Annotated in this window: 20 protein-coding genes and 1 riboswitch; of the genes, 7 read left to right on the top strand and 13 right to left on the bottom strand. The window is 66.5% G+C overall.

Annotation, left to right across the window (positions count from 1 at the left end; all coding sequences use genetic code 11):
* Window position 1 precedes the first annotated feature (1 nt).
* From folE to dacB, 6 genes are all read right to left on the bottom strand, one after another.
* Entirely contained in the window at window positions 2–628 is a 627-nt protein-coding gene (gene folE / locus J2X62_RS17710) for a GTP cyclohydrolase I FolE (protein WP_072691999.1), read from the bottom strand.
* A gap of 207 nt (window positions 629–835) precedes the next feature.
* On the bottom strand, window positions 836–3,676 hold the full coding sequence (gene ftsH / locus J2X62_RS17705) for an ATP-dependent zinc metalloprotease FtsH (RefSeq protein WP_310182265.1): 2,841 nt from the start codon (window positions 3,674–3,676) through the stop codon (window positions 836–838).
* 307 nt (window positions 3,677–3,983) lie between these two features.
* Entirely contained in the window at window positions 3,984–4,535 is a 552-nt protein-coding gene (hpt, locus tag J2X62_RS17700) for a hypoxanthine phosphoribosyltransferase (protein ID WP_027494374.1), read from the bottom strand.
* An 11-nt stretch (window positions 4,536–4,546) separates the two neighbouring features.
* A complete protein-coding gene (gene tilS, locus J2X62_RS17695; RefSeq protein ID WP_310182263.1) occupies window positions 4,547–5,500 on the bottom strand; it encodes a tRNA lysidine(34) synthetase TilS in 954 nt (317 codons plus the stop codon).
* A gap of 16 nt (window positions 5,501–5,516) precedes the next feature.
* Window positions 5,517–6,593 carry a zinc-dependent metalloprotease gene (locus J2X62_RS17690; RefSeq protein ID WP_094642934.1) on the bottom strand — a complete coding sequence of 359 codons (1,077 nt, stop codon included), beginning with the start codon at window positions 6,591–6,593 and terminating at the stop codon, window positions 5,517–5,519.
* The gene (dacB, locus tag J2X62_RS17685; RefSeq protein WP_052053284.1) at window positions 6,590–7,960 is read right to left on the bottom strand and encodes a D-alanyl-D-alanine carboxypeptidase/D-alanyl-D-alanine-endopeptidase; all 1,371 of its coding nucleotides are present in this window, start codon (window positions 7,958–7,960) and stop codon (window positions 6,590–6,592) included. The genes J2X62_RS17690 and dacB overlap by 4 nt, the downstream gene beginning before the upstream one ends.
* Window positions 7,961–8,138: 178 nt before the next feature.
* On the opposite strand from dacB, the gene J2X62_RS17680 reads away from it, so the two are divergent.
* A complete protein-coding gene (locus J2X62_RS17680; RefSeq protein ID WP_027494378.1) occupies window positions 8,139–8,630 on the top strand; it encodes an inorganic diphosphatase in 492 nt (163 codons plus the stop codon).
* A gap of 64 nt (window positions 8,631–8,694) precedes the next feature.
* A complete protein-coding gene (locus J2X62_RS17675; RefSeq protein WP_027494379.1) occupies window positions 8,695–9,153 on the top strand; it encodes a PAS domain-containing protein in 459 nt (152 codons plus the stop codon).
* Between the two features lie 61 nt (window positions 9,154–9,214).
* On the opposite strand, the gene J2X62_RS17670 is transcribed toward J2X62_RS17675, so the two are convergent.
* The 3 genes from J2X62_RS17670 to J2X62_RS17660 form a co-directional block, all read right to left on the bottom strand.
* The gene (locus tag J2X62_RS17670; RefSeq protein ID WP_032364716.1) at window positions 9,215–10,291 is read right to left on the bottom strand and encodes a GGDEF domain-containing protein; all 1,077 of its coding nucleotides are present in this window, start codon (window positions 10,289–10,291) and stop codon (window positions 9,215–9,217) included.
* A gap of 130 nt (window positions 10,292–10,421) precedes the next feature.
* Window positions 10,422–10,886 carry a MarR family winged helix-turn-helix transcriptional regulator gene (locus tag J2X62_RS17665; protein ID WP_032364482.1) on the bottom strand — a complete coding sequence of 155 codons (465 nt, stop codon included), beginning with the start codon at window positions 10,884–10,886 and terminating at the stop codon, window positions 10,422–10,424.
* A gap of 1 nt (window position 10,887) precedes the next feature.
* Window positions 10,888–11,715, bottom strand: a complete 828-nt coding sequence (locus J2X62_RS17660) for a crotonase/enoyl-CoA hydratase family protein (protein WP_027494382.1) — start codon at window positions 11,713–11,715, stop codon at window positions 10,888–10,890.
* A gap of 120 nt (window positions 11,716–11,835) precedes the next feature.
* Here J2X62_RS17660 and J2X62_RS17655 point away from each other — a divergent pair, with 120 nt between their 5' ends.
* Window positions 11,836–12,333, top strand: coding sequence for a 2-oxo-4-hydroxy-4-carboxy-5-ureidoimidazoline decarboxylase (locus J2X62_RS17655; protein WP_032364483.1), 498 nt, complete (start codon window positions 11,836–11,838; stop codon window positions 12,331–12,333).
* 10 nt (window positions 12,334–12,343) lie between these two features.
* Here the strand turns inward: J2X62_RS17655 and J2X62_RS17650 are convergent, their stop codons facing one another.
* Together J2X62_RS17650 and J2X62_RS17645 are read right to left on the bottom strand one after the other, a co-directional pair.
* Window positions 12,344–12,568, bottom strand: coding sequence for a DUF6480 family protein (locus tag J2X62_RS17650; RefSeq protein WP_027494384.1), 225 nt, complete (start codon window positions 12,566–12,568; stop codon window positions 12,344–12,346).
* A 28-nt stretch (window positions 12,569–12,596) separates the two neighbouring features.
* Window positions 12,597–13,241 carry a TetR/AcrR family transcriptional regulator gene (locus tag J2X62_RS17645; RefSeq protein WP_179273890.1) on the bottom strand — a complete coding sequence of 215 codons (645 nt, stop codon included), beginning with the start codon at window positions 13,239–13,241 and terminating at the stop codon, window positions 12,597–12,599.
* A gap of 72 nt (window positions 13,242–13,313) precedes the next feature.
* Here J2X62_RS17645 and J2X62_RS17640 point away from each other — a divergent pair, with 72 nt between their 5' ends.
* Genes J2X62_RS17640 through J2X62_RS17630 form a run of 3 tightly spaced genes read left to right on the top strand, consistent with a single transcriptional unit; the run spans window position 13,314 to window position 15,784 of the window.
* On the top strand, window positions 13,314–14,309 hold the full coding sequence (locus J2X62_RS17640) for a hypothetical protein (RefSeq protein ID WP_032386064.1): 996 nt from the start codon (window positions 13,314–13,316) through the stop codon (window positions 14,307–14,309).
* An 11-nt stretch (window positions 14,310–14,320) separates the two neighbouring features.
* Window positions 14,321–15,283, top strand: coding sequence for an allantoicase (alc, locus tag J2X62_RS17635; protein WP_310182258.1), 963 nt, complete (start codon window positions 14,321–14,323; stop codon window positions 15,281–15,283).
* Between the two features lie 27 nt (window positions 15,284–15,310).
* The gene (locus J2X62_RS17630; protein ID WP_094642930.1) at window positions 15,311–15,784 is read left to right on the top strand and encodes a YbaK/EbsC family protein; all 474 of its coding nucleotides are present in this window, start codon (window positions 15,311–15,313) and stop codon (window positions 15,782–15,784) included.
* Between the two features lie 11 nt (window positions 15,785–15,795).
* On the opposite strand, the gene J2X62_RS17625 is transcribed toward J2X62_RS17630, so the two are convergent.
* Window positions 15,796–16,299, bottom strand: a complete 504-nt coding sequence (locus J2X62_RS17625; protein ID WP_094715249.1) for a hypothetical protein — start codon at window positions 16,297–16,299, stop codon at window positions 15,796–15,798.
* Window positions 16,300–16,453: 154 nt separating this feature from the next.
* The gene (locus J2X62_RS17620; RefSeq protein ID WP_310182257.1) at window positions 16,454–17,785 is read right to left on the bottom strand and encodes an aminotransferase class V-fold PLP-dependent enzyme; all 1,332 of its coding nucleotides are present in this window, start codon (window positions 17,783–17,785) and stop codon (window positions 16,454–16,456) included.
* Between the two features lie 54 nt (window positions 17,786–17,839).
* Window positions 17,840–17,955, bottom strand: a riboswitch (SAM riboswitch).
* Window positions 17,956–18,150: 195 nt separating this feature from the next.
* Between J2X62_RS17620 and J2X62_RS17615 the strand changes: the two genes are divergently transcribed.
* The gene (locus tag J2X62_RS17615) at window positions 18,151–22,095 is read left to right on the top strand and encodes a Pls/PosA family non-ribosomal peptide synthetase (protein WP_310182463.1); all 3,945 of its coding nucleotides are present in this window, start codon (window positions 18,151–18,153) and stop codon (window positions 22,093–22,095) included.

Here is a 22,095-nt window from a genome sequence, read left to right as displayed (position 1 = left end):
GTCATTTCCGGAGGATCAGGTCCAAGGCTTCCGAACGCGATGCCGCGCTGGACTGCAGCAGACCCCGGACCGCCGAGGTGGTGGTGCTGGCACCGGGCTTGCGGATACCGCGCATCGCCATGCACAGGTGCTCGGCCTCGATCACGACGATCGCACCGCGCGGGTCGAGCTTCCGCATCAACGCGTCGGCGATCTGGCTGGTCAACCGCTCCTGCACCTGGGGACGCTTGGCGTACATGTCCACCACGCGGGCCAGCTTCGACAGACCGGTCACCTTGCCGCTCTTGCCGGGGATGTATCCCACGTGGGCGACGCCGTGGAATGAGACCAGGTGGTGCTCGCACGTGGAGTACATGGGGATGTCGCGAACCAGAACCAGTTCTTGATGGCCTTCGTCGAAGGTCGTGTTCAGCGCGGTGTCCGGATCGGTGTAGAGGCCGGCGAAGATCTCGCGGTAGGACCGGGCGACACGAGCCGGGGTATCGAGCAGGCCCGGGCGATCGGGATCCTCACCGACGGCGATGAGCAACTCGCGTACCGCGGCCTCCGCGCGGGGCTGGTCGAACACCGCGCCCGTGGCATAGGCCACCGTCTCCGCGATTCCCTGCTGCGGGACGACGGATTGCACGGCTGCTGGGACTTCTGCCGAGTCGCCTGTCGACTCGTCGGTCCTGTTGACTGACACGAGAACGTACCTCCGGTTGGGCTCCGCGAATGTGGCAGCTGGGCGGGCGTGCTGCTCGGTGTGAACGGCTCGCCGACGGACAACAGCACGGGTTCGAAACGACGCACTGGGTCGACCGTGACGGTCGACCCAGTCAGCCTAATGATCGGACTAGCGGTGTGAGCCGCCCGGTCCTTCCCACCGTTGGGTGCGTGGGCCGGCGTCGCCGTCGTCGTTTCCGTGACCGTCGCCGCGCTCACCCTGTTGCGACTCCTCCGACGAACCATGAGCGGGTCGACCGTCTCCGGGCAGCGGGTAGTTGTGCGAGCTTTCCGGAACCTCCCATGTGGGAGTCGACTCCGGCGCGCCCTCGGAATTCTCGCCGTAGGGAGGCTCGTGCCGGGACGTGCGACCGTGCTCCCCGGCGTCCGGCCGGAACGGATCCGGCTGGTACTGCGGCGGCTGATACGACTGCTGCGGCTGCTGCGGGTCGTACGACTGCTGCGGCTGGGGAGGCTGGTAGGACTGCGGCTGCTGATACGTCGGATGCTGACGGTAGCCCTGATCCGAGTCCTGCTCACGCGGAGGCTGGTACTGAGCCGGCGGAGTGGACGGGCCTTGGTAGCGCGGCACCTGTGGCTGATCGCGCGGCGGCCAGCCGGGTGCCGACCAGCCGGCGGGAGCGCCGTAATCGGGGCCCGAACCATTGGGACCTGATCGGGGCTCGGGCCGGCGATAGCCCTCGGAGTATCGGCCGCCCGTGGTCGGCCCGCCGTAGCTTCCGTTGGCAGGACCGCCGTTGGTAGCGCCGTTGTAGCCGCCACCGTTGGTAGCCCCGTTGTAGCCGCCACCGTTGTTGCTACCGCCGTTGTAGTCGCCGGGGGCAGGCGCGCTACGTCGACCGGCACCCGTGTTCGGTCCGAGCTCGCCGGTGCCGGGTGCGCCGTTGCTGGGTGCGCCGTTGTAACCGTTGTTGCCGTTCTGCTGCCCACCCTTGGTCAACTGCGGCGACCCGGCGTAGCTGGGCTGCGGAAACGGTTGTGGCGGAAGCTGTTTCGGTGCCGGTGGCACCGGAGGCCACGGCTCGCCGCGCTCGGCTGCGAGCTCGCGAGGAGTCTTGACCGGTGGCTTGTCCGACGGCTTACGGTCACCGAAGTCGTTGAACAGCGTGATGCGCGGGCGCTTGGTGACACTGTGGAAGATCTTCTCGAGGTCCTTGCGGGTCAGCGTCTCACGTTCGAGCAGCTCGGAGGCAAGGGTGTCGAGCAGGTCGCGGTACTCGTTGAGGATGGCCCACGCCTCGGTGTGCGCGGCTTCGATGAGCTTGCGCACCTCCTCGTCGATTTCGCGTGCGACCTCGTGCGAGAAGTCGGACTGCTGTCCCATCGAACGACCCAGGAACGGGTCGCCCTGTTCCTGTCCGTAGCGGACGGCACCGAGCTTGCTGCTCATGCCGTACTCGGTGACCATCGCGCGGGCGATCTTGGTGGCCTGGTCGATGTCCGAGGACGCTCCGGTGGTCGGCTCGTGGAACACGAGCTCTTCCGCGGCGCGTCCACCCATGGCCATCACCAGGCGTGCGATCATCTCTGACCGCGTCATCAGGCCCTTGTCGTCCTCGGGGACCGTCATCGCGTGGCCGCCGGTGCGACCGCGCGCGAGGATGGTCACCTTGTAGACGGGCTCGATGTCGGGCATCGCCCATGCCGCAAGAGTGTGGCCACCCTCGTGGTACGCAGTGATCTTGCGCTCGTGCTCGCTGATGATGCGGCTCTTGCGGCGCGGACCACCGACGACGCGGTCGACGGATTCTTCGAGCGACGCCTCGGTGATGACGGTGCCGTTCTCACGAGCGGTGAGCAGTGCCGCTTCGTTGATGACGTTGGCCAGGTCTGCACCCGACATTCCGACGGTTCGCTTGGCCAGACCTTCGAGGTCGGCATCCTGCGCGACGGGCTTGCCGGCCGAGTGCACCTTCAGGATCGCTCGACGGCCTGCCAGATCGGGGGCACCGACCGGGATCTGTCGGTCGAAGCGGCCCGGACGCAGCAGGGCCGGGTCGAGGATGTCGGGACGGTTGGTGGCGGCGATGAGGATGACGCCGGTGCGCTCACCGAAGCCGTCCATTTCGACGAGCAGCTGGTTGAGCGTCTGCTCGCGCTCGTCGTGTCCGCCGCCCATGCCTGCGCCGCGCTGGCGGCCGACGGCGTCGATCTCGTCGACGAAAATGATGCAGGGGCTGTTCTGCTTCGCCTGTTCGAACAGGTCGCGCACGCGGGATGCACCGACGCCGACGAACATCTCGACGAAGTCGGAGCCGGAGATGGTGAAGAACGGGACGCCCGCCTCGCCTGCGACGGCGCGCGCCAGCAGCGTCTTGCCGGTTCCGGGAGGGCCGTACAGCAGGACGCCGCGCGGAATCTTGGCACCGAGGGCCTGGTAGCGCGCCGGGTTCTGCAGGAAGTCCTTTATTTCGTAGAGCTCTTCGACAGCCTCGTCCGCGCCCGCGACATCGGCGAACGTGGTCTTCGGCATATCTTTCGTCAGCTGCTTGGCTTTGGACTTCCCGAAGCCCATGACACCGCCGCGGCCGCCGCCCTGCATACGGCTCATCACGAAGATGATCACGCCGAGGATCAACACCATCGGGAGGATGAGCAGCAGGAACGAGCTGAACCAGCTCTCCTGGGTGACGGTGGTGTTGTAGCTGTTCAAGCCCTGCGAGTCGACCTTGTCGAAGATCTGCTCGGACGCCGAGTCCGGATACTTCGCGATGATCTGCTTCTCGTTCTCCGTGGCGTCGGAGGCCTCTTTGAGGGTCAGCCGAATCTGCTGCTCACGGTCGTCGATCTGCGCGGACTCGACATTGCGGTCGTCGAGCTGGGCGATCGCCACCGAGGTGTCGACCGACGTCCAGTTCCGCGTGTCGTTACCGAAGTAGCTGAAGGCATAGATCACCAACAGAATGCCGAAAACGATGGCGAGATTTCGTATTACTGTCTTCCGATTCATACAGCTTCAGCCGACTCGGCCGTGTCCTTTCAGTCCGCTCCCGCGCGCTGGCTGCTCCCTGCCCGCCGGATACTCCAGGCTACCGCGAGACTCGGACATCGGACTCGCTCTTACCTGGCGCTCTGCGTCCACGCGCCTGTCGGCGTCGACGCTTCTTCCCCTCCAACGACTGCACTCCCCCGGCAGTTCCCCGTGTATCGCCGCACACTATCCGGATCGATGGACCATTGCATACGTCTCGGCGCGGCAATGGTCCATTGACGGACGGTCCAGCGCAGCGACACGGGCGGAGCCGAAAGAACTCGGATCAGCTGTACACCTTCGGGTCCAGCAGACCGATGTACGGCAGATCGCGGTATCGCTCGTTGTAATCGAGGCCGTAGCCGACGACGAACTCGTTGGGGATGTCGAAGCCCACGTTCGCGACCTCGACGTCGACCTTGATCGCGTCGGGCTTACGCAGCAACGTCACCACCGACAGCGAGGCGGGCGACCGGGTCGCCAGGTTGCGCTTGAGCCAGCTCAGTGTCAGACCCGAGTCGATGATGTCCTCGACGATCAGCACGTGACGTCCGGTGATGTCGCGGTCGAGGTCCTTGAGAATCCGGACGACGCCGGAGGACGACGTCGACGAGCCGTAGGAGCTCACCGCCATGAACTCGAGCTGCGCCGGGATGGGCAGGGCCCGCGCGAAGTCGGTCATGAACATGATCGCGCCCTTGAGAACGCCGACCAGCAGCAAGTCGCCTTCGGGAGCACCCTCGGGATACCGCTTGGCAATTTCCTCTGCGAGTTCCGCGGTCCGTGTTTTGATCTGTTCCTCGGAAATGAGAACCGATTCGATGTCGCCCTCGTACACGGGGTTTCCCTTCATTCGTTCTCCAGGCCGACGCTCAGCCTGCCATGCCGACGCGAGCACACCAACCTCGCCTCCGGCGTTCCCCCAGGCAGCGCAACTCCGCCCTGCCCGGTCCAGCGCACGACGAGCGCATCGACAGCCCGGATCTGACGGTCCGACAACGACGTCACACCCCGGCCGAGGAGCCACCGCCGCACCACTCGGCGGCGGATCGCAGGGTCGGACGATTCGATCGCCGAGACGTCCAACTCGCGCGTGTTCGTATCGACGACGGCCGCGGCGATGGCGTCGAGCGCCCGGCCGTCGTCCTGCAGCTGCTCGGCCGTGCGGGCCAGAGCCGGAGCGACGCCCCCACCGAGCACGTCCTCGAGCAACGGCAACACCTCGTGGCGTAGTCGCACCCGGGTGAAGTCGGGATCGGAATTGTGCGGATCTTCGAACGGTTCGAGTTCCAGCTCCGCGCACGCGGCTCGCGTCACGGCGCGGCGCACCCCGAGGAGCGGGCGACCCCACGGGTCGTCGAACGCTGCCATTCCGGCGATGGACCGCGGCCCCGAGCCGCGACCGAGGCCCAGCAGCACCGTCTCCGCCTGGTCGTCGAGAGTGTGCGCCACCAGTACCGAGGCTTCGCCGCGCGCGCCGTCCAATGCGTCGTATCGGGCTCGGCGAGCCGCGGCTTCCATCCCGCCCGAACCGGCCACGGTCACTGTCAGCACTCGGGCGTCGTCGACGCCCAGCAACCGGGCACGCTCGGCGGCGACGGCAGCCACCTCCGCGGATCCCGCCTGAAGCCCATGATCGACGATCAGCGCCGTCACGTTCGGAGCCTCGGCTGCCGTCGCCGCAGTGAGCGCCAGTGAATCCGCACCACCGGACAGCGCCACCGCTACCGGGCCGGGATGCGCCGCCAACCAACCCCGCACTGCACGCCGAACCTCCAGCAACGCCGGAGACTCGGGCAGCATGGGTCGTTCCGCAGGCTCAGCCAAGGACTCGCGCGACCCACGCATCCGGGTCCTCGATCTCCGACAGCAACGGCAGAGTGTCCGGCCCGGTCCACACCGTGTTGAAGCGTTCCATTCCCACCGAGCCGACGACGTGATCGACGAATGCCTTGCCGCGTACGTATTGCGCCATCTTCGCGTCCATCCCGAGCAGTGTGCGCACGACGCGTTGCACGGGGTTGACCTTGCGTTGGCGTCGCCGATCGAATGCGCGGCGGATCTGCACCACCGACGGCACGACGGCCGGTCCGACGGCGTCCATGACGTGGTCGGCGTGACCTTCGAGCAGTGTTCCGAGAACGAGAAGCCGGTCGATCGCCTGCCGCTGCGGCTCGGGCTGGGTCGCGCGGAGCAGACCGATGATGCCGGCGTCCTCGGCGGATCCGCCGGGGTTCTTCCTGGCCTTCAGAGCGCCGCTCAACCGAGTGAGGACATCGGACATCGGCTCGTCGGTGCCGTCGGAGAGCAATCCGACGTTGTCCCGCATGTACTGCCCGAGCCACGGCGCGGAGGAGAACTGCACTCGGTGGGTCACCTCGTGCAGGCATACCCAGAGCCGAAAATCACTGGGTGAGACGCGAAGTGCACGTTCGACGGCGATCACGTTGGGTGCGACCAGCAGCAGGGTGCCGCTCTCACCGGTGAACGGATCGTACTGTCCCAGAATGGCACTGGACAGGAACGCGAGCATGGCACCGGCCTGCAACCCGGCGGGCTTGCCACCGAGCAGACCGGTCGGGGGTGCCTCGTTCTCGTCCCCGGTGAGGTGCTTCATCGACGCGGCCGCCGCTGCGATCCATCCTGCTCGATCGACCACCTGGGCGTCGGGCACCGGCAGGCCATCGGCCAGGCCTGTCGTCTCCCGCACCGGACCCTCGGCCCGAATCGATGCTGCGGCAAGCTCTTCCACGGCCGCGTCGGCGGTGTATCGCGAGGTGGCCGGTCCCGGGCGGGCCAATCTCGCTCCGGCCTTCGCGGCCACCGCCCAGTCGACTGCGCCGGCGAACCCGGACGTGGCGTCGTTGTCGTCGGCGGTTGCTGTTTCGGTGCTCATCGGCAACCACACATTCTCAGGGTCGATGCGACGGCATCGAGGGCGGGTCGACTGACATCGGGTGGCCGGTCGTTGGACATCAGGGCGAACGTCAGGATCCGGCCGTCGACGTCGACGACGTATCCCGCCAAAGCGCTTGCAGCGGAGAGAGTTCCGGTCTTCGCTCGGACCCAGCCGGCACCGGTACGATCACCCGAGGCGTACCGATCGGACAGCGTTCCGGTGGCACCGGCGACCGGTAGGTAGTCGAGCATGGGCCGCAGTGCCGGTTGACCGCTCCCGGCTGCCGACGTCAGCACCTGATCGAGCAGGCGCGCGGGAATCCTGCCGTCGACCGACAGTCCGCTCGCATCCTGCAACGCCAGACCGGCCATGTCGAAGCCGGCCGAGAACAGGGTCTGGCCGATGGACGCCACCGCCCCGGAAAAGCTTGCCGCCGTGTTCATCTCGAGCGAGAGTTCTCGGCCCACCGCTTCGGCCAGCACGTTGTCGGACCGATAGATCATCTGCTGCAGCCGATCCCGCAACGGGGCCGACTGCACCGATGCGATCTGATCGGCACCCTCCGCCGCCTTGCCCGTCGTCACCGCAGCGGGGTCGACGCCGAGTCCCGCGGCGAGGGCGCGGCCGGCATCGAGGGCAGGCGTGGTGCTGCGCGGCGATTCGTCGACGAGGGGGTTCGAGCGGCCGCCGTCGAGCATGATCGGTTCGATCGGGGTGATCGATCCGGCGGCGATGTCGGCCGGGAACCAGCCCTGGGCCATTGTGTCGCCGGAGTAGATGGACGTGTCGACGCTGATGCTGCGTACTGCGGTTCCGCTGCGACGGATCTGCTCCACCAGGTCGTCGATGCGTGCCGCTCCCGGATAGAACCCGGTCGTACCCACCGGCAGGGCGGTGAGCGTGGGGTCGCCGCCGGCGATCAGCACGATGTTGCCCTCACCGCTGCCCTGGACCACCCGGGTCGCGACGCGGTGGTCGGACGGAAGCGCGAGCATCGCGGCCGCTGCCGTGAGCACCTTGGTCGTCGATGCGGGAGTCATGGGCGTGTCGGGATTCTGCGACCACAGGATCTGGCCGGTCTGCGCGTCGGCCACGGTTCCGGTGAAGGTGCCGAGCGCGGCGTCGTCCACGACGGGTGCGAGCGCGCCTGCGAGACCGGCTGCGCTCGGCACCGGGGCCGAGTCCGGGAACGCGGTGATCGACGGGTTCGGCAGCACCGTCTCGGGTGGGGGTGCGATCGCGGCGTCGGCACTCTCGGAGACCCTGGGCAGCACCAGAGCGGCGGTCGTGACGGCAAGGACCACGACGAACACCGCGCACAGCGTGAGGATCAACCGCTTCTTCCTGCGTCTGCGCCCCGCCATGGGACCGAGGAATCGCCGTGTCAGCCCCGCCACCGTTCCTCCGTCATTGCCGTGGTCGTACCCATGATCATCGAGTCAACAGTATCCTCGGGTCCGGTAGCCTTGCGCCGCCACCATAGAGACATTCGCAAACCACTCGAGCCCGTTCGGGCTCGAACCAAGACAGTGAGGACTGCACGTGTCGTTCGACGTCACCATCGAGATCCCCAAGGGGCAGCGCAACAAGTACGAGGTCGACCACGTCACCGGACGTGTTCGCCTCGACCGCTACCTCTACACCGCGATGGCGTATCCGGCCGACTACGGCTTCATCGAGAACACCCTGGGCGAGGACGGCGATCCGCTCGACGCGCTGGTGCTGCTGCCCGAGTCGGTGTACCCCGGTGTCATCGTCGAGGCCCGCCCGGTGGCCATGTTCAAGATGGTCGACGAAGCAGGCGGCGACGACAAGGTGCTGTGTGTGCCGGCCGGCGACACCCGCTGGGATCACATCCAGGATCTGAGCGACGTCTCGACCTTCGAGCTCGACGCGATCAAGCATTTCTTCGTCCATTACAAGGATCTCGAACCCAACAAGCACGTCACCGGTGCAGACTGGGTGGGTCGCGCAGAAGCCGAGGCCGAAATCGCTGCGTCCTTCAAGCGTTTGACGGACAATCCGGGTCACTGATCCTTTCGGCATCACAACACCTCGTTTCGGCCGTGAGCCGACGAACCACAGTTTGGGGAGACGTATGACCGACAGCACTTCCAACGGCACCGCCGGTGATCGGCGCAATCTGGAGTCGCGGCCGATATCGGACCCGACCCAGTTCCCCGATCTGCCGGTGACCGTCGTTCTCGACCGGATCCCGGTACCGATTCTGGCTGTCGATCCCACCGGTGCCATCGTGTTCGCGAACGAGGCCTTCGACGATCTGTTCGGACTCGACCGGACAGAACGAGAGGACTTCCACCTGCACGACATCTTCCCGGATCGAGCTCCGGAGGGCGTGAACGTCGCGGAGATGTTCCTGACCACCGTCGCCACCCGTGCGGACTCCCTGTGGCGGATGACCGACAAGACCGGCGACATCGTTCAGGTGCGGGCCAGCAAGTCGATTCTCAGGCGCACCGAGGACACCATCGTGCTCGTCGCGTTGGAGGATTTCACCGACCAGCTGTGGAACGACCCGAAGAGCGCTCTGCGCTGAAGGCTCGAATCGTTCTCCCCAGAACGTTTCCCGGGAACGACCAACGGTGTACATCGGCATGTCAGGTGCCGGTGTACACCGTTGCTTTGTTTCCACCCGCGTGTTTCGACTCGTACATCGCTGCGTCGGCGTCGAGCAGTCCGTTGTGCATCAACTCGGCCGACTCGTAGGTCGAATCGGCCGACCGCCACCGGCCGGCATCGAGTATCGCGACCCCGATGCTGACCGTCACCGGCACGTCGTCGCCTGGATCGTGCACCGCCTCGCGAATGTCGTCGGCCAGGTGTTTCGCGGAGTCGGCGTCGACCGGAACGGCAATCGTGAACTCTTCACCTCCGGTCCGCGCCACGCACGGACGTCTACCGGTGACAGCGCTCAGCCGCCGCGCTGTCCGGCGAAGAACCCGGTCACCCATCGCGTGGCCGAAGGTGTCGTTGACCCGCTTGAACTGGTCCAGATCGACCACCATCAACGCCACGGATTCAGTGTCGGCCAATCTGCCCAGCATCCGCTCGAGCCGCAGTTCCAGACCGCGCCGATTGAGCAGGCCCGTCAGAGAGTCGGTGTTGGCGAGGTCGAGCTGGCGTTGGATGACGGCGCGAAAGGCGAGCACCGAGTTGACCACGAGCACCGTGACGAGAGCGCGCGCGACGATCGAGGCCGGGTCGTCCGGGCGTTCGAGGACGGCCAGAACCGCGAGCAGCAGAATGACGGCGTTGACGAACGCCGTGTGAAATTTCAGTACGTTGCGGCGGGAGAAGTACGCGATGTAGGTGCCGATCACCGAGAACAGGGCAGCCCCGTACAGAGCCAGGTCCCGGTCCGCAAAGGTCAGCAGTAGCCCCGACACCCCCACGTCCGCATAGATCACGAACCATCCGGGCATGTGCGAGGCGTCCACCGACCGTAACCACCACCACGCTCCCACCGGCAGGGTGGAGAGCAGCACGATCGTGCAGATCAGCACGGCCGTCGTACCCACCGGACCGTCGTCCGACAGCATGATGATCGCGCCGATCACGCCGAACGACGGGACGAGCACTGCGATACCCCTGGCCACGCGACGCTCGAGCCGGATCGAGCCCGATCGGGGTCCGATCTCGGACGACGGGGAGGGTACGTCGTGATCGGTTGGCATCGCGTCCCCTCCGTCCGTTCCGAGCAGTCCGAGCATCCGCGTACGACGGCGTCGCGCCCCGGCCGTCGAGGCAGGGCTCGAGCGTACGAAACGACTCGACCGTCGGCACCGAGTTCTCGGAGTCCGAGGCTCAGACGTTACCCGGGCGTTGAGTGGGCAGGTCCGGTCTGATGGTCTCGTAATCGGTCAAGAATCGGTCCAGCAGACCGACCAGCTTCGCCCGATCCTCCTCGGCCCATCCTTCGATGACTCGTCCGAGGTTCTCGGTACGGCGTTGCTGGATGGCGGCTGCAGCTTCCTCGCCGGACGGGGTGACGGCCAGAACGAATGCCCGCCCGTCACGTTCGTCGGGTACCCGAGCGACATGTCCTCGCTCGACCAGCTGGCCTACCTGCCTGCTGACCGTGGACGGGTCCGAGTTGACCATCGCGGCGAGCTCGCTGGACCGCATCGGTCCGTCGCGCAGCAGGCGGAACAGGCATACGTAGGCGGCACCGTCGACGCCGCCCGAGGACGAGATCTGCGCGATGTTGCGCTCCCGAATCCGCTGCAGCCGAACCAGCTGTGTACCCAGCTCTTCGGCGAATTCGACCACGTCAGCTACCGGTGAATTGGGCCGGACGCTTCTCGAATACCGAGGTGATGGCCTCGGTGAGATCGTGCGAGGCGAGGAAAGCCGCGTTCCAGGCCGCGACGAATCTCAGCGAGTCGTCGACGCTCGCCGACCGGGAATGGTCGAGGACGGTCTTGATGCCCTGCACCACCAGGGGCGGGTTCGCAGCAATGGCCGCGGCGCACTCGCGGGCGGCCGCGAGGACGGCATCGTGGTCCTCGAACACGTCGTTGACCAGGCCGATCTTCTCGGCGCGCGCCGCGTCGATGTCCTTGCCGGTCAACGCGAGCTCACGCAGGTGGCCGTCGCCGATGATTGCGGGGAGTCGAGCGAGAGATCCCATGTCGGCGACGATCGCGACACGCACCTCGCGGACGCTGAATTTCGCGTCGGCGCTGGCATATCGCACGTCGGCGGCGGTGATGAGGTCGACGCCGCCACCGATGCACCAACCCTGCACTGCGGCGACGACGGGCTTGCGGCAGTCCGCCACGGCGTTGACGGCCTTCTGCATCGTCTTGATGGTGTCGTGGAACGTGGTCCTGGGTCCGGCGAGTGCTTGGTCGGCCATCAGCGGCCCGAACGTTCCTGCCATGGCCGGCAGGTCGAGACCGTAGGTGAAGTTCCTTCCGGAGCCCGCGAGAACCACGGCCCGTACCTCTGGATCGGCATCGAGTCGGTCGAACAGTTCTGGGCATTCGCTCCAGAAATCAGGGCCCATGGCGTTGCCCTTGTTCGGCCCGAGAAGTGTCACGTGCGCGATGTGGTCTGCGATCTCCACAGAGAATGCGGTCCAGTTCCGTTCGGTCATGCCTGCGAGCCTAGCGGCAGACGCAGCAGTACCCACAGGGCGTGTTACGCCGAGTAACGTCTGCGCTAAGAGCCTGCTCAGCTATGGCAATGGCCGACTCCGGTCCCTCATCATTCATGCATGTTGATGCATCAGGGGTTGGGTCTCGAGACATTCAACGATCTGCCGCGTCGCAAGGCGGTACACGCGCTCTACGAGTGCTGTTGCTCGGTTGCCTGGGCCTCACGTCTCGCCGACGGCCGCCCGTACCGGTCGCGGGACGAGTTGTTCACCGCGGCGGCCGCCGAGCTGAACGAGTTGTCCGACAACGTCATCGACGCCTTGGCCGCGACGCTGCCCGAGCCGAACAAGATGTGTACGACCATGGACGCAGGATCACGTAGCGCCCTGGGCGCCGCAGCGCGCGCGTACGAATCGAAATTCGGCTGGCGGTACGTCTCGAACCTGATGATGGCCCCCGACGGTTTCGAACCCAGGGACGTGCTGATGGAGCTCGGCCATCGACTCGACAACGACGAACCGACCGAACGGCTGGTCATGCGCAGGGAGTTGGTCGAGATCGATCACCGTCGCCTCGGCCGACTGTTGGGTCCCGAAGGCGGCTGGCCGCCGTACTGACACCGCGAAATCAGCCGAACAGGCCGACAACTCGACCGATCAGGCCACCGGCGATCACGATCGCCAACAATGCCACCAGAACGATGACGACGATCGGCATCACGCGACTGCGCTGCGGCGGTTCGTGGTTCGGCCCACCGACTGCTGTCTCGGCTGGAGGAGTATCGCCCGGCGTCACGCTACCGCCCGCTTCGAGGCCGGCAGTCTCATCGGGTTCTGGATTCTGAGCAGTCATGAACCCGGAGTACCCGGTAGCGCAGCCCTCAATCGAGCTGTGCTCTGGCTATCGCTCCGGCGAACAGTTCCGACACGGCATCGGCGATGACGGACCGGTCGATCTCCTCCGGATCCACCGAATGTTCCACGGCCAATCCGGAGATCAACGCAGCCAAGGACATCGCGAGGCGTCGAGCATCGAACGCCTCCCCCACACCCCATTGCACCGCTCGATCGGCGATGAGTCGTTCGAGCTCGGAGCGGAGGGCACGGCGGTCGGTGCGGTAACGCTCGGCGACCACCGGGTCACGGCCCGCAAGAATCCCGAATTCGACGGTCAGTAGCGGCCACCGCGGCTCGGCGACCACCCAGGACGCGATTTCGCCGCCGCCGGCTCCCGCAGCCGCCTGTGGGTCCAGGTCGGACACGTGAGCGAGTACTCGGGCGGCGAGATCGAGTGAGCGCTGTGCCAGCAGTTCGGCGAACAACCCTTGCTTGGAATCGAAGTTGGAGTACACGGCCCCCTTCGTGAAGCCGGCCCGATCGGCAATGTCGGTGAGCTTGGCCGCCGCGTATCCGCGCTCGGTGAACTCGTCGGCGGCTGCGGCGAGCAGTCTCTCTCGCACATCGGTGCGCTGCGGCCTGCGCTGTGGCTGTGTCGATCGCCACTCTTCTTGCTGCTCGGCATTCACGATACCTAGAGTATTGAATACCTCGGGTATCGACAAGGTCTTCGAGTCTCGACATGTTCAGGAGCACTTTTCATGCGCAAGATGTCACTACTCGCCGCCGCAGTGCTGGTGCTGCAACTCGGCTTCATCCTCAGCTACGTGTCGGCGTTCCATCAGCCGACTCCCCACGCGATTCCGATCGCTGTGGTGACCGAGGCCGGGCTTCCCGCCGGCCTGGACCAGCAGACCGCCGACCGCCTCGACGCCATCGACGGGGCACCGCTCGACGCGCGTACGGCAGCGGATACCGCCGAGGTTCGCACCCTGCTCCGCGATCGGGACATCCTCGGCGCCTATGTCGTCGGCTCGAGCGGCACCGACACACTGATCACCGCGAGTGCTGCCGGGAGCTCGGTAGCGACGGCCCTCGAATCGATCTTCACCGAGGTCGATGCCGCTCAGGGACGCCAATTCGTGGTGCGTGACGAAATCCCGGTCGGTGTGCACGACAACCGAGGATTGTCCGGCTTCTACCTGTCGGTGGGCTGGGTCGTCGGCGGCTACCTACTCGCGGCCGCCTTCGGTCTGCTCATCGGGGCACCGAAGACCCGACGCGAAACCTGTGTCCACGTCGGCATTCTCGCCGCGTACTCGATTGCCTCGGGCGCACTGGGAGCACTGCTGACCACCCACGTACTCGGAACCTTTGCCGGACACTGGTTTCCGCTCACCGTGCTGGGCACCGGGGTCGTCTTCGCCACCGGACTGTTCACGATGGGCCTGCGAGCCCTGATCGGAGTGGCCGCGGTACCGGCGGCGATCGTGCTGTTCGTCATCCTCGGAAATCCCAGCGCTGGAGGCGCTTTCGGGGCCAACGTACTGCCGCATGTGTACGCGTCGATCGGCCGGTGGATCACCCCGGGCATCGGCACCGAAGGAGTGCGCAGCATCGTGTACTTCTCGGGTGCGGGGGTCGGGCAGCCGGCACTCGGACTGGGTCTCTACATCCTGATCGGCGTGCTGCTGATGGCTGCGGCAGCGGTTCTGCGCCGTCGTCGCAGCGCCGGTGAATCGATGCCGAGCCAGTAAAGTGGCATCCCATGACTGCCACCTTCCCTCTGCCGATGCCCGATCTCGCTGTCCGCACACTCGGTGGCGCAGTGGTGTGGGCGAACGACGAGACGTTCGCCGAGAAGGAAAATCTGATCACACCGGGCAAAGCCGACTACTCGACCGCGACGTTCGGGCACAAGGGGCAGATCTACGACGGGTGGGAGACGCGGCGCCGACGCGAGGCCGGCTACGACGAGGCGATCGTGCGACTCGGAGCTGCCGGCATCGTGTCGGCCGTCATCGTCGATACGTCCTGGTTCACCGGCAACTATCCGCCGGAAGTTTCGATCGAGGCCGCCGAGGTGACCGGATTCCCGTCACCGACCGAGCTGTACGACACGGAATGGACGACCATCGTCGCCCGTAGTGCCGTCGATGGCGACAGCGAGAACCGATTCGAGGTCGCGTCCGACGCCCGGTGGACGCACGTCAAGCTGTCCATCTACCCGGACGGCGGCGTCGCTCGGCTGCGAGTACTGGGCCGCGGCGTCCCGGACCCGAAGTTCCTCGCCGTCGGGCCCGTCGACCTGGCCGCGCTCGAGAACGGCGCATACGTCTCGGCCTGCTCCAACATGTTCTACAGCTCCCCCAACAATCTGCTGTTCCCCGGCCCGCCGCGCTCGATGGGCGAAGGCTGGGAGACCTCGCGTCGACGCAACGACGCCAACGACTGGGTGCAGGTGCAGCTCGCCGGCACGGGCCGAATCCGGCTGGCCGAGCTGGACACCAGTTGCTTCCTGGGCAACGCCCCCGGCGCGGCATCCCTGCAAGGGCGACTGGGCGACGGCGACTGGATCGAACTCTTGCCGCGAACGACACTGCAGCCCGACACTCGGCATCGCTTCGTTCTGGACCACGACACTCCGGTGTCGGAGGTGCGAATGGACATCTTCCCCGACGGGGGAATGGCGCGATTGAGACTGTTCGGTGATCTCGACCTGTCTGCGTAAACGGTCGTGTGGCAATAGGGTTGGGGCATGTCCCGGCTACTTCATCCGAATGCAGCCCATGTTGCCGACACCCTGATTTCTCGTGGTCATCACGGGGTGGTGGTGAACAGTCCCGAGGGCACCCACACCGCCGCCGATGCCGCAGCTGCGTTGGGCGTCGATGTGGGTGCGATCGTGAAGTCGATGGTGTTTCTGCTCGACGACGAGCCGGTGTTGCTCCTGGTGTCCGGGGCTCACAATGTTCATCTCGAGCACACCGGTGAGCGTCTCGGCGGCACGCTCGCCCGGGCCGATCTGCGTACCGCCAAGCACGCCACCGGCCAGCCGATCGGGGGAATCGCTCCGGTGGGCCATCCGACGAATTTGGATACGTTCGTCGATCAGGACCTTGCGGCCCACCCCGAACTGTGGGCCGCGGCCGGGCACATCGACACGATCTTCCGCTCGTCGTACTCCGAGTTGCTGCGCATCACCGCAGGTCTGGCGATCGACGTCACCTGAGCTCGATCGACCTAGGAAGCAAGGGTCGGGGCAATTCGGGGTGCGCCGAGGATCGCGTCGACGACGTCGGTGGCGAGGCGGGTGCCGCGCGATTCGAGGAGCGGCAACACTCCCGCGGCCAGGAACGTCGACTGCCGCTCGATCTCGCCGTGTACCTGCAGCGTCACGCCGTCGGCGACGTCGGCCGCGGTGACGTCGGAGATCAAACTCGCCAGTCCCGACGGGGTACCGACGTAGCGGATGGACGACGGGCTTGCCGGCGCGTCGAGTGCGGCGAATTCCCGACGGGCCGTCCTGGCGTCGGCAGCGATGTAGATCTCGAGATCGAGGAAGACCGCGAGATTGTCGGCCGATTCACCGCGGTCGACGGCTTCCGCGTGCAACCGGGCGCGTTGCTGCTGAGCTTCCCGCAGGTCCGAGGCAACGATTCTGACGGTGTTCACCTCGGGCCCGACGGTCAGCTCGGTCCAGACGTCAGCGGATTCGATGGCTATGCGGGTGTGATTGTGCGACATGAGTGGTGGTCCTGATTCGTCGGTCGGGATGCGCATGCGGTCGGAGCGGAGCCGAACTCGAACACGACCCGGACGCAGTGCGGCACAGATCGACATACCTGTTGCACCAGTGGCGATTGCCACGCGACACGACACTCACGGTCATGACGCCATGCTAACTGCCTGTGGGGCTGCACGGGGATCCAACCCCGGCGGCCCCGTCGGCCAGGGCGGGGAAGGGACGAGGGTCCGGTACGGGGTTCCACCACCCGGCTTCTTCGGCGTAATCCCACGTCGGCCCGGACTCGACGAACGCTGCCACGGCGTCGACGAGTCGGTCCACGTCGGCCGAGGAACTGCCGAGACCGATACTGGCCCGCACGGCACCGTCGGCGTGACCCAGCCGGCGCAGCAGCGGGTGGGCGCAGAACTTTCCGTCGCGCACTCCGATGCCGTGTTCGGCCGACAGGTACGCCGCCACTTCACCGGGGTCGTGGCCGGCGACGGTGAAGGTGACGATGCCGACGACGTCGGGCGCGTCGGCCCACACCTGCAGCAGTTCGACACCCTTCAGTGCGGCCAACCCGTCCCGCAATCGGGTGGACAATTCCCGCTCGTGCGCCGTCGCGGCATCCTCGTCGAACGACGCGATGGCCTCGCACGCCGCCGCCAGCGCGGCGACTCCGAGCACGTTGGGCGTTCCCGCCTCGTGACGCTGCGGTGCGGGAGCCCAGTCGGTGTGCTCGATCGTCACACTGCGCACGGCACCGCCGCCGGCCAGGTGGGGCTCGCCCGCGTCGAGCCAATCACGGCTTCCCACAAGCACACCCGCGCCGAACGGAGCGTAGAGCTTGTGACCGGAGAACGCCAGATAGTCCACACCGAGTGCGGCGATGTCCACTCGACGGTGCGGAACGAGTTGTGCGCCGTCGACGACGATCCGGGCACCGTGGCGATGCGCGAGATCGGCCAGTTGCGCGATGGGGAGCACTTCGCCGGTGACGTTCGATGCACCCGTGATGGCCAGTAGCGCAGCAGGTTTCGCAGCCAGTTCGGCGTCGAGCCGGGCGAGCGTTTCGGCCAGCGTCGATGCTGCGACCACCACTCGGCGATTGCGCCACGGCAGGAGGTTGGCGTGGTGTTCGATATCGAGCACCACGGTGTCCCCCGGCACGCACGCGGCCAGCAGATTGAGCGAATCGGTGGTGTTGCGTGTGAACACGACCACTGAATTCGTTTGTGCACCAACGAAATCAGCTACGGTCTCGCGCGCCTTCTCGTACGCCGCGGTGCACACCCGAGACGCGTAGCCGGCCCCGCGGTGCACGCTCGAATAGAACGGCAGCAATTCCGCGATCCGATCGGTCACTGCGGACAGCGCAGGCGCGCTGGCCGCGTAATCGAAATTGGCGTAGGTGCACGTCCCGCCGTGAACCAACGGAACCTGCAACTCCGTGCCGGAAACAGGGGCAAAAGGAGTGCAGGGACGGGAAAGTACAGACGTCATGACAGATCAAGCCCTCACGTTCGAGGGACCCGCAACGGAAGATATTCGTGAACGAGTCCGCGCTTGCCGCACCGATTTTTCGGTGTCAGCCTGGTCGTCACCCGGAGCACCCCACCGCGAAGGAGGGTTGCCGACCAGCAAGCCGGGGCTCGATGCTGGTACTCGTGACCGTGGTCAAGACACTGGCAAACCCGCCACGGTTTTGTCAAGCCGGGGATCGCTCCGACACAGCAGTAGGATTTCCGCGGTGGGAAGGCGCGCTCGTTCACCTGCTGGCAAACAGAACGTGAGATAACCAACGGCGCTGCTTTCCCCAGCACCACAAGAGTCATCTGCCAACGAACGAGAAGGACACCCGGTTGCCTGTGCACCAAGAGAACGATCTGCCGGGTTCGAGCACGGATATCGCACCTGCTCCGGCCGCGTTTCTCCGCTCGCCCCTTGCCCCGCCGGCCCGCACACTGATCGACGTACTGCAGGAGACCGCCGATCGCTTCCCTGATGCACCCGCGATCGACGACGGGACGGTGTCGGTCAGCTACGCCGAACTGCTGGACGACATCGCCGAGGGCGCCCAGTGGCTCGCCGACGCCGGTGTCCGGCGCGGCGACCGCGTCGGTATCAGGATGCCGTCGGGGTCCTTCTCGCTCTATGTCGCGATTCTGTCGATCCTCGACGTCGGGGCTGCGTACGTACCCGTCGACGCCGACGATCCGGAAGAGCGCGCCGAATTGGTCTTCGGTGAGGCGCAGGTGACGGCCATCGTCACTGCGGGCGGAATCGCTGCCGGCACCGCGCCGAAACAGAATGCGCCCGAACTGGGTGCCGGTACTCCGGTGCCCGAGCTGCCCACACCCGAGGACGACGCGTGGGTGATCTTCACCTCGGGTTCGACCGGAACCCCCAAAGGTGTTGCAGTCAGCCACCGTAACGCCGCGGCATTCGTCGACGCCGAGGCGCGGATGTTCCTGCAGAAGGATCCGCTGGGACCAGGCGACCGAGTGCTCGCCGGCCTGTCGGTCGCGTTCGACGCCTCCTGCGAGGAGATGTGGCTGGCGTGGCGGCACGGCGCCTGCCTGGTGCCCGCCCCGCGCTCCCTGGTGCGATCCGGCTTCGACCTCGGTCCGTGGCTCGTCTCCCGAGACGTCAGCGTCGTCTCGACGGTGCCTACGCTGGCGTCACTGTGGCCCGCCGTGGCACTGGAAGCGGTGCGGCTGTTGATCTTCGGCGGCGAAGCATGCCCACCCGAGCTGGCCGAGCGGCTGGCCGTCGAAGGCCGGGAAGTCTGGAACACCTACGGCCCCACCGAGGCGACGGTTGTCGCGTGCGCGTCCATCATGGACGGTAAAGGTCCGGTCCGCATCGGATTACCGCTGGACGGTTGGGATCTGGCGGTCGTCGACGCCTCGGGCACTCCGGTGGCGGTCGGCGAAGTGGGCGAGCTCGTCATCGGCGGCGTCGGCCTCGCCCGGTATCTCGATCCGGCCAAGGACGCCGAGAAGTACGCGCCCATGCCGTCTCTCGGGTGGGACCGGGCGTATCGCAGCGGCGATCTGGTGAAGCTCGAGCTCGAAGGACTGCTGTTCCAGGGCCGCGCCGACGACCAGGTCAAGCTCGGCGGGCGACGCATCGAGCTGGGCGAGATAGACAATGCGCTGCAAGCACTTCCGGGCGTCGGCGGCGCGGCCGCGGCAGTCCGCAAGACCGCTGCGGGCAACTCGGTTCTGGTGGGATATCTCGCCAGTACCAATCCCGACTTCGACCTGGAGGCCGCGCGCGCCTTGTTGGCCGAGCAGTTGCCGTCGGCGCTCGTACCGCGGCTCGCGCTGGTCGACGAGATGCCCACTCGTACCTCGGGCAAGGTCGACCGCAATGCGCTCCCGTGGCCGCTGCCCGGCATGGCGGGCGCGTCGGCGCTCGGAGGTACCGCGGGGTGGGTGGCCGAGTTGTGGACCAACATCCTCGGCGCTCAGGTCAACGACGAGAACGCCGACTTCTTCGCCAACGGTGGCGGTTCACTGTCGGCCGCTCAGCTGGTGACGGCACTGCGCGAGCGGTTCCCCGAGATCACCGTCGCGCAGCTCTACGATCACCCGCGGTTGGGTTCTCTGGCACAGTATCTGGACGACCTGAAGCCTGTCGTGGAGGCAATCCCCCGCGACGTGGCACCGACGTCCCGCACCGCGCAGTGGGCGCAGATTCTGGCGACCGTGCCGTTGACGACGCTGACCGGGTTGCAGTGGGTCACCTGGCTCGGCCTGCTGTTCAACGTCATGGCATGGTTCGACGACGTGCCGTGGGCTCCGACGCTGTCGTGGTGGTGGATTCTTCTCGCGTTCGTCCTGTTCATCACCCCGGTCGGGCGCATGGCCATCTCGGTGATCGGCTCGCGAATACTGCTGGCGGGGTTGAAACCCGGCGCATATCGACGCGGCGGCAGCATGCACATAAGGCTTTGGGCAGCAACGAGATTGACCGATGCCAGTGGCGCGTCCAACCTCTCGGGTGCACCGTGGATGGTCTACTACGCGCGCGCTCTCGGCTCGAAGATCGGTAAGGGCGTCGACCTGCACACCCTGCCGCCCGTGACCGGCATGCTCGAACTCGGCGACGGTTGCTCCATCGAACCAGAAGTCGACCTGTCCGGTCATTGGATCGACGGCGACCTCGTCTACATCGGCGGTATCGAGATCGGTGCGGGTGCCACTGTCGGCGCCCGCTCCACGCTGCTGCCCGGCACCAAGGTCGGCAAGAACGCGGTCGTGACGGCCGGCTCCGCCGTCGTCGGACGAGTCAAGGCCGGCCAGATGTGGTCCGGCTCGCCCGCGCAGAAAGTGGGCAAGGCCGATCATCCGTGGCCGGCGGAGACCCCGCCGCGCGCCACCAAGTGGGTGTTCGCCTACGGCGTCGCGTCGCTGTTCCTCTCCGGCATGGCCCTGTTCTCCATCGGCGTCAGCCTGGTGCTGATGGGCTGGTGGATTCACACCGCGGACTCCGTGCTGGGGGCCTTCGAGCGCGGCTTGGTGATGCTGCCCGTCGCCACTCTGGTGTCGCTGGCGGTGTTCGCGCTGATCACCGTCGTCGCGGTGCGGTTGCTCGGCATCGGGCTCGTCGGCGGCTACCACCCCGTGCGCAGCCGCATCGGCTGGCAGGTGTGGGCCACCGAACGCCTGATGGATTCGGCGCGCACCTTCCTGTTCCCGCTCTACGCGTCGCTGCTGACACCGCATTGGCTCCGGTTGCTGGGCGCGAAGATCGGCAAGGACGTCGAGGCGTCGACAGTGCTGATGATTCCCAAGTTCACCACGGTCGCCGACGGCGCGTTCCTCGCCGACGACACCATGGTCGCGAGCTACGAACTCGGCGGCGGCTGGATGCACCTGGGCGACGCCAAGGTGGGCAAGCGGGCGTTCCTCGGAAACTCCGGCATGACGGGACCGGGGCGGACCGTCCCGAAGAACGGTCTCGTTGCGGTGCTGTCGGCAACTCCGGACAAGGCGAAGTCGGGCTCGTCATGGCTCGGTAGTCCGCCGGTCCGGTTGCGCCGCGCGGCAGGCAGTGCCGACTCGTCGCGCACGTTCGACCCGCCTCGGAAGTTGAAGATCGCCCGTTCACTCGTCGAGACGTGCCGGCTGATTCCCGTCGTCGTGACGTTCGGCATCGGCCTCGGTGTGCTGTTCGGACTGACCGCGATTGCCGACTCGATCGGCTACTGGCTTGCTGCCGCGCTCAGCGGTGTCGTGTTGCTCGTCGCCGGCTTCGTCGCTGCAGCGGTGTCGGCGGCCGCGAAGTGGCTGTGGGTGGGCCGGATCGGCAAGACCGACCATCCGCTGTGGAGTTCGTTCGTCTGGCGCAACGAGGTGGCCGACACGTTCGTCGAGACCGTCGCCGCACCGTGGTTCGCGCGCGCCGCCGAGGGCACTGCGGTGCTCAACATGTGGCTGCGGTGGCTCGGGGCGGACATCGGCCGCGGCGTGTGGTGTGAGACGTACTGGCTCCCCGAAGCCGACCTGGTGACGTTGGCCGACGGTGCGACGGTCAACCGAGGGTGCGTTGTGCAGACGCACCTGTTCCATGATCGGATCATGTCCATGGACACCGTCGATCTCGGCAGAGGCGCAACCCTGGGACCGCACTGTGTCGCTTTGCCTGCATCGGGTATAGGTGATGGTGCGACGGTGGGGCCTGCCTCTCTGGTGATGCGCGGCGATACGGTTCCCGCGCATACTCGTTGGCAGGGCAATCCGATCGCGCCGTGGGCCAAGGGTGATCCCTTTCCGCGGATTCGCGACGACCGAAACGAGGGGTGA

The sequence above is a fragment of the Rhodococcus sp. 3258 genome (assembly GCF_031456475.1).
GTDB lineage: Bacteria > Actinomycetota > Actinomycetes > Mycobacteriales > Mycobacteriaceae > Rhodococcoides > Rhodococcoides fascians.
Note: the sequence above shows the minus strand (reverse complement) of the source record. Positions and strands in the feature narration are given on the sequence as shown.

Excerpts from the sequence above, each read along its gene's own strand:
- ftsH (WP_310182265.1), bottom strand. The coding sequence starts at position 3,676 with ATGAATCGGAAGACAGTAATACGAAATCTCGCCATCGTTTTCGGCATT.
- tilS (WP_310182263.1), bottom strand. The coding sequence starts at position 5,500 with ATGCTGCCCGAGTCTCCGGCGTTGCTGGAGGTTCGGCGTGCAGTGCGG.
- J2X62_RS17690 (WP_094642934.1), bottom strand. The coding sequence starts at position 6,593 with ATGAGCACCGAAACAGCAACCGCCGACGACAACGACGCCACGTCCGGG.
- dacB (WP_052053284.1), bottom strand. The coding sequence starts at position 7,960 with ATGGCGGGGCGCAGACGCAGGAAGAAGCGGTTGATCCTCACGCTGTGC.
- J2X62_RS17675 (WP_027494379.1), top strand. The coding sequence starts at position 8,695 with ATGACCGACAGCACTTCCAACGGCACCGCCGGTGATCGGCGCAATCTG.
- J2X62_RS17670 (WP_032364716.1), bottom strand. The coding sequence starts at position 10,291 with ATGCCAACCGATCACGACGTACCCTCCCCGTCGTCCGAGATCGGACCC.
- J2X62_RS17660 (WP_027494382.1), bottom strand. The coding sequence starts at position 11,715 with ATGACCGAACGGAACTGGACCGCATTCTCTGTGGAGATCGCAGACCAC.
- J2X62_RS17655 (WP_032364483.1), top strand. The coding sequence starts at position 11,836 with ATGTTGATGCATCAGGGGTTGGGTCTCGAGACATTCAACGATCTGCCG.
- J2X62_RS17650 (WP_027494384.1), bottom strand. The coding sequence starts at position 12,568 with ATGACTGCTCAGAATCCAGAACCCGATGAGACTGCCGGCCTCGAAGCG.
- J2X62_RS17640 (WP_032386064.1), top strand. The coding sequence starts at position 13,314 with ATGCGCAAGATGTCACTACTCGCCGCCGCAGTGCTGGTGCTGCAACTC.
- alc (WP_310182258.1), top strand. The coding sequence starts at position 14,321 with ATGACTGCCACCTTCCCTCTGCCGATGCCCGATCTCGCTGTCCGCACA.
- J2X62_RS17630 (WP_094642930.1), top strand. The coding sequence starts at position 15,311 with ATGTCCCGGCTACTTCATCCGAATGCAGCCCATGTTGCCGACACCCTG.
- J2X62_RS17625 (WP_094715249.1), bottom strand. The coding sequence starts at position 16,299 with ATGTCGCACAATCACACCCGCATAGCCATCGAATCCGCTGACGTCTGG.
- J2X62_RS17620 (WP_310182257.1), bottom strand. The coding sequence starts at position 17,785 with ATGACGTCTGTACTTTCCCGTCCCTGCACTCCTTTTGCCCCTGTTTCC.